Origin of the sequence: Streptomyces sp. NPDC053755 (assembly GCF_040677675.1) — a bacterium.
Lineage (GTDB): Bacteria > Actinomycetota > Actinomycetes > Streptomycetales > Streptomycetaceae > Streptomyces.
Window position 1 is genome coordinate 82,390 of the sequence record NZ_JBFASK010000028.1, and the last position, 9,871, is coordinate 92,260.

At 71.0% G+C, this 9,871-nt stretch carries 12 protein-coding genes; 8 read left to right on the forward strand and 4 right to left on the reverse strand.

Annotated elements, in window-relative coordinates; all coding sequences use genetic code 11:
- Window positions 1-125 precede the first annotated feature (125 nt).
- The 3 genes from AB0K65_RS24525 (at window position 126) to AB0K65_RS24535 (ending at window position 2,313) form a co-directional block, all read left to right on the forward strand.
- Complete coding sequence (locus tag AB0K65_RS24525) at window positions 126-1,271, forward strand: GAF domain-containing sensor histidine kinase (protein WP_365719961.1); 1,146 nt, start codon at window positions 126-128, stop codon at window positions 1,269-1,271.
- Window positions 1,264-1,908: a response regulator transcription factor gene (locus AB0K65_RS24530; RefSeq protein WP_365719963.1), complete on the forward strand. Its 645-nt coding sequence runs from the start codon at window positions 1,264-1,266 to the stop codon at window positions 1,906-1,908. Before AB0K65_RS24525 ends, AB0K65_RS24530 begins: the two co-directional genes overlap by 8 nt.
- 159 nt (window positions 1,909-2,067) lie before the next feature.
- On the forward strand, window positions 2,068-2,313 hold the full coding sequence (locus AB0K65_RS24535; protein ID WP_365719965.1) for a chaplin: 246 nt from the start codon (window positions 2,068-2,070) through the stop codon (window positions 2,311-2,313).
- A gap of 86 nt (window positions 2,314-2,399) precedes the next feature.
- On the opposite strand, the gene AB0K65_RS24540 is transcribed toward AB0K65_RS24535, so the two are convergent.
- Window positions 2,400-3,185, reverse strand: coding sequence for a hypothetical protein (locus tag AB0K65_RS24540; RefSeq protein WP_365719967.1), 786 nt, complete (start codon window positions 3,183-3,185; stop codon window positions 2,400-2,402).
- Between the two features lie 281 nt (window positions 3,186-3,466).
- Between AB0K65_RS24540 and AB0K65_RS24545 the strand changes: the two genes are divergently transcribed.
- From AB0K65_RS24545 to AB0K65_RS24560, 4 genes are all read left to right on the forward strand, one after another.
- Window positions 3,467-4,264 (forward strand): ABC transporter ATP-binding protein, encoded by a 798-nt coding sequence (locus AB0K65_RS24545; RefSeq protein WP_365719969.1) that lies wholly within the window; start codon window positions 3,467-3,469, stop codon window positions 4,262-4,264.
- Window positions 4,265-4,368: 104 nt separating this feature from the next.
- Window positions 4,369-4,797, forward strand: coding sequence for an NfeD family protein (locus AB0K65_RS24550; RefSeq protein WP_365719971.1), 429 nt, complete (start codon window positions 4,369-4,371; stop codon window positions 4,795-4,797).
- Between the two features lie 93 nt (window positions 4,798-4,890).
- Window positions 4,891-5,850, forward strand: coding sequence for an SPFH domain-containing protein (locus AB0K65_RS24555; protein ID WP_365719973.1), 960 nt, complete (start codon window positions 4,891-4,893; stop codon window positions 5,848-5,850).
- 89 nt (window positions 5,851-5,939) lie between these two features.
- A complete protein-coding gene (locus AB0K65_RS24560; RefSeq protein WP_365719975.1) occupies window positions 5,940-6,713 on the forward strand; it encodes a sulfite exporter TauE/SafE family protein in 774 nt (257 codons plus the stop codon).
- Window positions 6,714-6,773: 60 nt separating this feature from the next.
- Here AB0K65_RS24560 and AB0K65_RS24565 read toward each other — a convergent pair whose 3' ends face one another.
- From AB0K65_RS24565 to AB0K65_RS24575, 3 genes are all read right to left on the reverse strand, one after another.
- Entirely contained in the window at window positions 6,774-7,280 is a 507-nt protein-coding gene (locus AB0K65_RS24565; RefSeq protein WP_365719977.1) for an HNH endonuclease, read from the reverse strand.
- Window positions 7,281-7,443: 163 nt separating this feature from the next.
- Window positions 7,444-7,980 carry a YbhB/YbcL family Raf kinase inhibitor-like protein gene (locus AB0K65_RS24570; protein ID WP_365719979.1) on the reverse strand — a complete coding sequence of 179 codons (537 nt, stop codon included), beginning with the start codon at window positions 7,978-7,980 and terminating at the stop codon, window positions 7,444-7,446.
- Between the two features lie 41 nt (window positions 7,981-8,021).
- On the reverse strand, window positions 8,022-8,804 hold the full coding sequence (locus tag AB0K65_RS24575) for a sporulation protein (protein ID WP_365719981.1): 783 nt from the start codon (window positions 8,802-8,804) through the stop codon (window positions 8,022-8,024).
- Between the two features lie 94 nt (window positions 8,805-8,898).
- On the opposite strand from AB0K65_RS24575, the gene AB0K65_RS24580 reads away from it, so the two are divergent.
- On the forward strand, window positions 8,899-9,540 hold the full coding sequence (locus AB0K65_RS24580) for a DNA-3-methyladenine glycosylase (RefSeq protein WP_365719983.1): 642 nt from the start codon (window positions 8,899-8,901) through the stop codon (window positions 9,538-9,540).
- Window positions 9,541-9,871 lie beyond the last annotated feature (331 nt).

Here is a 9,871-nt window from a genome sequence, read left to right on the forward strand (position 1 = left end):
GCGCGCGGGCGGGCGCCGGCCCCCGTCCGGCGGCTCGTGGACACGGCGACCTAGTCCCCGGGACCTAGGCGACGGCCGTCCCCGGGCCGATACGGACCGTCACACCCCACCGGTACGGTGAATCCATGAGTCACCGACCCGGCTCCGGCCTGGCCGCCGTGAGCACCGCCCTGCTGGCGATGAGCCGCCATCTGGAGGTCCGCGACGTCCTCAAGACGATCGTCGCCTCCGCGCGCGAGCTGCTCGACGCCGAGTACGCGGCCCTGGGCGTCCCCGACGACCACGGTGGCTTCGCCCAGTTCGTCGTCGACGGTGTGAGCGAGGAGCAGTGGCGTGCCATCGGCCCGCTGCCCCGCCAGCACGGCATCCTCGCCGCCATGCTGCACAAGGCGGAGCCCGAGCGGCTCGCCGACGTACGCGAGGACCCCCGCTTCGAGGGCTGGCCGGCCGCGCACCCCGTGATGTCCGACTTCCTCGGTCTGCCCATCCAGGACGGCGACGAGACCATCGGCGCGCTCTTCCTCGCCAACAAGCGCTGCCCCCGGCCGAACGGCGGCTGCGGCTTCACCGCCGAGGACGAGGAGCTGTTGTCGATCCTCGCCCAGCACGCGGCCATCGCCCTGACCAACGCCCGGCTGTACGAGCGCAGCCGCGAGCTCACCATCGCCGAGGAGCGCTCCCGCCTCGCCCACGAGCTGCACGACGCCGTCAGCCAGAAGCTCTTCTCGCTCCGCCTCACCGCCCAGGCCGCCGCCACCCTCGTCGACCGCGACCCGGCCCGCGCCAAGGGCGAACTCCAGCAGGTCGCCTCGCTGGCCGCCGAGGCGGCCGACGAGCTGCGCGCCGCCGTCGTCGAACTCCGCCCGGCCGCTCTCGACGAGGACGGCCTCGTCCACACCCTGCGCACCCACGTCCAGGTCCTCGACCGCGCCCACAGTGCGAGGGTCACCTTCGACAGCGTCGGCGTGCGCGCCCTGCCGGCCGCCCAGGAGGAGGCGATGCTCCGGGTCGCCCAGGAGGCCCTGCACAACGCCCTGCGGCACGCGAAGGCCGAGCTGGTCACCGTCTCCCTGGCCCGACACGGCCAGGGGGCGCTCCTCACCGTCACCGACGACGGCACGGGCTTCGACCCCCGTACGGTCCGCAGGGCCGGCCGCCACCTCGGCCTGGTCTCCATGCGCCACCGCGCCGGCGGCGTCGGCGGACGGCTCACCGTGACATCGGAGCCCGGCCGGGGCACCACGATCGAGATGGAGGTCCCTGGTGGCTGACACCCTCATCCGCGTCCTGCTGGTCGACGACCACCAGGTGGTGCGCCGCGGCCTGCGGACGTTCCTGGAGGTCCAGGACGACATCGAGGTCGTGGGGGAGGCCTCGGACGGCGCGGAAGGCGTCGCCCGCGCCGAGGAGCTGCGCCCCGACGTGGTCCTCATGGACGTGAAGATGCCCGGCATGGACGGCATCGAGGCGCTGCGGAAGCTGCGCGAGCTGGCCAATCCGGCGAAGGTGCTGATCGTCACCAGCTTCACCGAGCAGCGCACGGTCGTCCCGGCCCTCCGGGCGGGCGCGTCGGGGTACGTCTACAAGGACGTGGACCCCGACGCCCTGGCCGGCGCCATCCGCTCCGTGCACGCCGGGCACGTACTGCTCCAGCCGGAGGTCGCCGGAGCGCTCCTCGCCCAGGAGGACGGACATGGCGGCACGGGCCGGGGCTCCACCCTCACCGAGCGGGAGCGCGAGGTGCTCGGCCTGATCGCGGACGGGCGGTCCAACCGGGAGATCGCCCGGGCGCTCGTCCTGTCGGAGAAGACCGTCAAGACGCACGTCTCGAACATCCTCATGAAGCTCGACCTGGCGGACCGCACCCAGGCGGCGCTGTGGGCGGTGCGACACGGCATGACCACGTGAGATGACGGAAGTGACGAGTGGGGCGGAAGAGGCACCTCCGTTCCCCTCTTCATACTGTCGGGTGTATGTCCCCCATTCGGCGCAACCCCCGGGCGGCGCCGGCGTTCTCCATGGCGTGCTGCGGCGGCCGGCCGCGGCGAATACCAGGAGGATCCTGAAGTGAACAACCTCAAGAAGGCCGCTGCCCTCACCATGGTCGCCGGTGGCATCGTCGCCGCGGGTGCGGGCGTCGCCTCCGCCCACGGCGGTGCGCACGCCCACGGGCAGGCCCTCAACTCCCCGGGCGTCGCCTCCGGCAACCTGGTGCAGGCCCCCGTGCACGTCCCCGTGAACGTCTCGGGCAACACGGTCAACGTCATCGGGCTGCTGAACCCGGCCTTCGGCAACGGCGCCCTCAACGGCTGACGCCACCCCTGACAGGCCCGGCCCCCGGAGAACCCCCGGAGGCCGGGCTTCGCCCCGTGCCGGGAGGGCCGCCGAGCGACCGGCGGTCAGCGCTCCCTCTCCCGCTCCTCCACGTACGCGTTGTAGGCCGCCACCTGCGCCCGCCGGGCCACCCGCTCCACCGGCCTCAGCGCCTCGCCCCGCGCCGCCATCTCGGACGCGCTGACCGCGCCCCCGTGCCCGTGGTCGTACGCCAGGTCGATCAGCAGGCCCACCCGCTGGGCCAGCTCCAGGACGCGTACCGCACGCGGCGGATACCCCGGCGCCAGGACCTCGCGGCCCGCCTCCGCCCGCGCCCGGTACGCGTCCCGGGCCGCGTCCGCCACCGGACCCGAGCCCGCCACGTCGAGCCGCGTCAGGACCACCGTCGCCTCCCGCAGCGCCTCCGCCAGCTCCCGCTCGGCCTCGCCCAGCGACGGCACGTCCGCGGGGGGAGCCTCCCGCACCGGCAGACAGTGCCAGACCACCTCCACGTGCACGTCCCCCGCGGGACCCGCCTCCGTGACCTCCGGCACCAGACCGTACGGCGCGCCGAACCCCACCACCGCCTCCTCCGACTCCAGCGCCCGCGCGTTGAAGTCCGGCGGCCCGCTCAGCCCCAGCGGATGCCCCGGCGCCGGCAGCGCCACCCGCCACCCGGTCACCCCCAGCCGCCGCAGCCGGCCGAGCGCCAGGGTCAGCCCGACCCGCCCCGCCTCACCCGGCAGCCCCTCCACGCGGTGCACCGCGTCGTCCCCGACAATCGCCTGCACCGCCTCGTCCGGCGATACCGATCCGGCCAACAGGGCGTTCCCCCAAGCGGCCAGGCGTCCTGAGCGTGGTTCCGAAAGCATGCCCACAGCCTAGGTCGTGCCAGGAAACCCTCGCCCGGGTCGCGGCGTCCGGTGCGCACGCTCGCCGCGTCGTCGTGTCCCGATGCCGCGACCGGCGAAGCCCCGACCGGTCCACGACACCCCGTAGCGGCCCCTCCCGCCACCCCCTGCGGGGCCGGACCGGCCCCAGGCCCCACCTGAGGACCGGCCCGCCCGGCGAGTGGCGTAGGTTTTCCCTGGACGCCGCGCCCACCGGCGCAAGGCGACGACCCGACTCGACCGCAAGGGGAGACAACGCGCTCATGAGCGATGTACTGGAGCTGGTGGACGTATCCGTGGTCCGCGACGGACGGGCTCTGGTGGACGATGTCTCGTGGTCGGTCAAGGAGGGCGAGCGCTGGGTCATCCTCGGTCCCAACGGCGCCGGCAAGACCACCCTCCTCAACCTCGCCTCCAGCTACCTCTTCCCGAGCACCGGCACCGCACGGGTCCTCGGCGAGCAGCTCGGTGGCGTGGGCACCGACGTCTTCGACCTCCGCCCCCGCATCGGCATGGCCGGCATCGCCATGGCGGAGAAGCTCCCCAAGCGCCAGACGGTCCTGCAGACCGTCCTCACCGCCGCCTACGGCATGACCGCCACCTGGCACGAGGACTACGACGCCGTCGACGAGGACCGCGCCCGCGCCTTCCTCGACCGGCTCGGCATGACCGAATACCTGGACCGCAGGTTCGGCACCCTCTCCGAGGGCGAGCGCAAGCGCACCCTCATCGCCCGCGCGATGATGACCGACCCGGAGCTCCTCCTCCTCGACGAGCCCGCCGCCGGACTCGACCTCGGCGGCCGCGAGGACCTGGTCCGCCGCCTCGGCCGCCTCGCCCGCGATCCGTACGCCCCCTCCATGATCATGGTCACCCACCATGTCGAGGAGATCGCCCCGGGCTTCACCCACGTGCTGATGATCCGCCAGGGCAAGGTCCTCGCCGCGGGCCCCATGGAGACCGAGCTCACCTCCCGCAACCTCTCGCTCTGCTTCGGCCTGCCGCTCGTCGTCGAACACGTCGGCGACCGCTACACCGCCCAGGGCCTCCCGCTCAAGTGACCACCGCCCAGCGGTAGTCGGCCGGTCCTCCGGAACAAGGGCGTCGCGTCTCCGCACAGAGCCGCGCCCTGTCCCCGGAGTTCCCGCCGCCCTACCATGACCACGTGGACATCGACGCGTGGGTCTGGTGGCTGATCGGCGCGGTCGGACTCGGCATTCCGCTGGTCCTGACCGCGATGCCCGAATTCGGCATGTTCTCCGTCGGCGCGATCGCCGGAGCCGTGACCGCCGGTCTCGGCTTCGGCATCGTCGCCCAAGTGGTCGTCTTCGTCGTCGTCTCGGTGGCGCTCCTCGCCGTGGTCCGCCCCATCGCGGCCCGGCACCGCAACGGCCCGCCCCGGCACGCCAGCGGCATCGACGCCCTGAAAGGCCGTCAGGCCGTCGTCACCGAACGGGTGGACGGCAGCGGCGGCCGCATCAAGCTCGCCGGCGAGATCTGGTCCGCCCGCGCGCTCGACTCCGGGCAGAGCTTCGAACCGGGCGCGCAGGTCGACGTCGTCGACATCGACGGGGCGACCGCCGTGGTCATGTGACCGAACGTCCCACGCGACGGCCCCCCGTCTGGGAAACTCGATCATCGAACTCAACCCGGCAGTGAACCGGCAGCGAAGGGCACGGGGAACACGATGTCAGCAGTCATCATCGTCCTGATCATTCTGGTGGTGCTTGTCTTCATCGCCCTGATCAAGACGATCCAGGTCATCCCGCAGGCGAGCGCCGCGATCGTGGAACGCTTCGGCCGCTACACCCGAACGCTCAACGCCGGCCTGAACATCGTCGTCCCGTTCATCGACTCCATCCGCAACCGCATCGACCTGCGCGAACAGGTCGTCCCCTTCCCGCCCCAGCCGGTGATCACCCAGGACAACCTGGTCGTCAACATCGACACCGTCATCTACTACCAGGTCACCGACGCCCGGGCCGCCACCTACGAAGTCGCCAGCTACATCCAGGCGATCGAGCAGCTCACCGTCACCACCCTGCGCAACATCATCGGCGGCATGGACCTGGAGCGGACCCTCACCTCCCGCGAGGAGATCAACGCCGCCCTGCGCGGGGTCCTCGACGAGGCCACCGGCAAGTGGGGCATCCGCGTCAACCGCGTCGAGCTCAAGGCCATCGAGCCCCCGACCTCCATCCAGGACTCGATGGAGAAGCAGATGCGCGCCGACCGCGACAAGCGCGCCGCGATCCTCACCGCAGAGGGCATCCGCCAGTCGCAGATCCTCACCGCCGAAGGCGAGAAGCAGTCCGCGATCCTCCGCGCCGAGGGTGAGGCCAAGGCCGCCGCCCTGCGCGCCGAGGGCGAGGCCCAGGCGGTGCGCACGGTCTTCGAGGCCATCCACGCCGGAGACCCGGACCAGAAGCTCCTCTCGTACCAGTACCTCCAGATGCTCCCGAAGATCGCCGAAGGCGACGCCAACAAGCTCTGGATCGTCCCCAGCGAGATCGGCGACGCCCTCAAGGGGCTCTCCGGAGCCTTCGGCAACCTCGGCGGCGGCGTCCCCGGCTTCAACACCGGCACCGTCCCCGGCAGCCGTACCGGCTCCGGCGTGGAGCGCCGCGAAGAACCCCCGGTTGACTGACACCTACACGCAATCGTGCATGATCGGTGTGAGCCCCTCGACCCCGACGACGTCCGGGCGGGGAGGCGACACACCGACCATGTGAGGAGATGGCGTTGTCCATCTGGGAGATCCTGGCGGTCTTCGCCGCCGGTGTCGGCGCCGGCACCATCAACACCATCGTCGGATCGGGAACGCTGATCACGTTCCCGGTCCTCCTCCTCACCGGCCTCCCCCCGGTCACGGCCACCGTCTCCAACGCCCTCGGCCTCATCCCGGGCTCCATCAGCGGCGCCATCGGCTACCGCGCGGAACTCAAGGGCCAGCGCCGCCGGATCCTCCGCCTCGGCACCGTCGCCGCCACCGGCGGCCTCGCCGGCGCCGTCCTGCTGCTGATGCTCCCGCCCCGCGCGTTCGAGACGATCGTCCCCGTCCTCGTCGGCCTGGCCCTGGTCCTCGTCGTCCTCCAGCCGCGGCTCTCCAAGGCCGTCCAGGCCCGCCGCGCACGCACCGGCACCCACGGAGACCCCGACGGCGGCCCCCTCCTGCTGACCGGCCTGCTCCTCGCCAGCGTCTACGGCGGCTACTTCACCGCGGCCCAGGGGATCATCTACCTCTCCCTCATGGGCATGCTCCTCACGGACACCCTCCAGCGCCTCAACGCCGTCAAGAACGTCCTCGCCGCGATCGTCAACAGCATCGCCGCGCTCTTCTTCCTCTTCGTCGCCACCTTCGACTGGACCGCCGTCCTCCTCATCGCCGTCGGCTCGGCCATCGGCGGCCAGATCGGAGCCAGGGTCGGCCGCCGCCTCCCGGCACCCGTCCTGCGCGGATTCATCGTGGTCGTCGGCACCGCCGCGATCGTCCAGCTCCTCCTGCGCTGAACGACGCGGGGCCCGCCCCCGAGAAGAGGGGCGGGCCCACACGCGTACATCCGTCAGGAATCAGGCGGCCGTGGTCCCGAGCCACGCCGGAAGTTCCGACCGCTCACCCGCCCGCATCGCCAGCAGCATCGCGTCGGCCGGCGTCGGCACGAACGGTTCGTGCAGCAGCGGCATCCCCGCCTGCTCCGGAGTCCGGTCCGCTTTGCGGTGATTGTCCTCGGCGCAGGACGCCACCGTGTTCAGCCAGCTGTCCGCACCCCCCTGCGCCCGTGGCACCACATGGTCCACGGTCGTCGCGCGCCTCCCGCAGTACGCGCACCGGTGCTGGTCCCGCACCAGCACACCCCGCCTCGACCACGGAGCCTGTCTTCGGAACGGCACCCGGACGTAGCGGCAGAGTCTGATCACCCGGGGAACCGGTATGTCGACGGCGGCGGCACGCATGCGGAGACCGGGATGCTCCTGCTCGACGACGGCCTTGTCCTGAAGGACAAGCACCACCGCACGGTTAAGTGTGACCGTCGACAGCGGCTCGAAGCTCGCGTTCAGTACCAGCGTGTCCCGCACTGTGCCCACCTCCCGTGTGCCGGCCCGGCCCCCTCGCGGGGCGTGGGCTTGGATCAACTCTGGCCGGGCGCGCCGGGTTGGACAACGCAATATCCGTGCACAACGAAAGGTGCCCGCTTCTGATCTCTCCAAGACCAGAAGCGGGCAAACAACAAACGAACGCTCAGCTCTTCGCGGGAGCCGTGTACTCGGAGATCAACTGCGCGCGTCCCAGGGTGTGGAACCGCAGGTTGAAGCCCACCGCGGCCGGAGAGGCGTCCGCGTCGGGACCGAGCTTCTCCGAGTCGACCGCGTACACGGTGAAGACGTAACGGTGGTTCTCACCGGCCGGGGGAGCGGCGCCGCCGAAGTCCCGCGAGCCGTAGTCGTTGCGCACCTGCACGGCACCCGCCGGCAGTCCCTCGAACGACCTCGAGCCCGCGCCCGCCGGCAGTTCGGTGACCGTCGCCGGGATGTCGAACACCACCCAGTGCCAGAAGCCGCTGCCCGTCGGCGCGTCCGGGTCGAAGCAGGTGACGGCGAAGGACTTCGTCTCCGCCGGGAACCCCTCCCAGCTCAGGTGCGGCGAGGTGTTCCCCTCCGCGTACACCTGAGCCGCCTTCAGCACACCGCCCGCCACGATGTCGTCGCTCACCACGGTGAACGCCGGCACCGGCGGATGGAAGTCGTGAGGGAGCGGCGCCCTCTTGCCCTCGGACACGTCTGAACCTCCGTATCGCCTGATGCAGTACGCGGCCGAGCCTAGAGCCAGTTCCGCTTACCGCCGACGTCGGCGAGCCACTGGTTGAGGTAAGCCGCCCAGTCGGTGGTGTGGAAACCGTCCAGGCCCACCTTGAAGGAACGGAACGAGTCGCTGCTCTCGCTGAACAGGCCGGGCTTCTTGTCCATCTCCAGGACGACGTCCATCTCGCGGTCGTCCGCCACGAAGCTGACCTCGACCTGGTTCAGCCCCCGGTACTGCTGCGGCGGGAAGAACTCGATCTCCTGGTAGAACGGCAGCTTCTGCCGGGTCCCGCGGATGTGGCCGCGCTCCATGTCCGCGCTCTTGAAGCGGAAGCCGAGCTGGAGGAAGGCGTCCAGGATCGCCTGCTGCGCCGGCAGCGGGTGGACGTTGATGGGGTCCAGGTCACCGGAGTCCACCGCGCGGGCGATCTCCAGTTCGGTGGTCACACCGATGTTCATCCCCCGCAGCTGCTGTCCGCCGATGGCCGTGACCGGCGTCTCCCACGGGACATCGAAGCCGAACGGGACGACGTGGACCGCGCCCGCCTTCACCTCGAAGGCGCCGCCGAGCCGCACCTTGACGAACTCGATGTCCTGCCTCGTCTCCTGGTCGCCGCCCTCGACCTCGACGCGCGCCTGGAGCCCCACGGACAGGCCCTCGATCTGCTGGTCGACCGAGCCGCCCTGGATCCGCACCTCACCCTGGACGACCCCGCCCGGTACGACGTTCTCCTCGGTGAGCACGGTCTCCACGGACGCACCACCGGCGCCCAGGCTCGCGAGCAGCTTCTTGAAACCCATGTCCACTCCTTCTTGGTCCTGACCCCTACATACGCGCGACGACCGTCGCCGGTTCCCCACCGCTTACCGGTGCTCCCCAGTACGCTCGGACGCCATGAGCGAGAGCCCCGACCGTACGCCGCTCCCGCGGGACTTCTACGACCGCCCCGTCCTGGAGGTCGCCCCCGACCTCCTGGGCCGCACCCTGGTGAGAACGTCGGAGGCCGGCCGCATCGAACTCCGTCTGACGGAGGTGGAGGCGTACGCCGGAGAGATCGACCCCGGTTCGCACGCCTTCCGCGGGCGCACGGCCCGCAACGCGGTCATGTTCGGCCCACCCGGACACGCGTACGTCTACTTCACCTACGGCATGTGGCACTGCCTCAATCTGGTGTGCGGTCCTGAGGGCCGCGCGAGCGGGGTCCTGCTGCGCGCGGGGGAGGTCCTGGTCGGCGCGGAGCAGGCACGGAAGCGTCGACTCTCGGCCCGTTACGACAAGGAACTGGCCAAGGGCCCGGCGCGTCTGGCGACCGCTCTCGACGTGGCCCTCTCCCTGAACGGCACGGACGCCTGCGGCGGCCCGGACTCCCCCCTGACCGTCCTCACCGGTACCCCTCCAGCCCCTGACCTGGTCAGGAGCGGCCCCCGCACCGGAGTGGGCGGCGAGGGAGCCCCGCACCCCTGGCGCTTCTGGATCGACGAGGACCCGACGGTGAGCCCGTACCGCGCCCATGTGCCCCGTAAGAGGTCCTCTTGACGCGACTTGACCCGGGTGCTGGACACGCCTAATGTAGTCCGAGCCGCAGGAACCGGGCCGTGCTTGTTCGAGCACCTCGGAGCGGCCACCCAACTACCTACAGCGAACCCCAGCAGGGGCGGATTTCGGCGTTCCGTAATCCGATCCGAATGGCTCGATTATGAGTCACTGCGGAATTCGGCTAAAGTAGTGAACACGCCGAAAGGCAAGGCCCCAATCGGCCGCCGGAAACACAATCCGAACCGGAAACGGAACGGAAAACGGATCTGGTAAGGTTGGAAACACGAAAGACCGAAGGGAAAAAGCCCGGAGGAAAGCCCGAGAGGGTGAG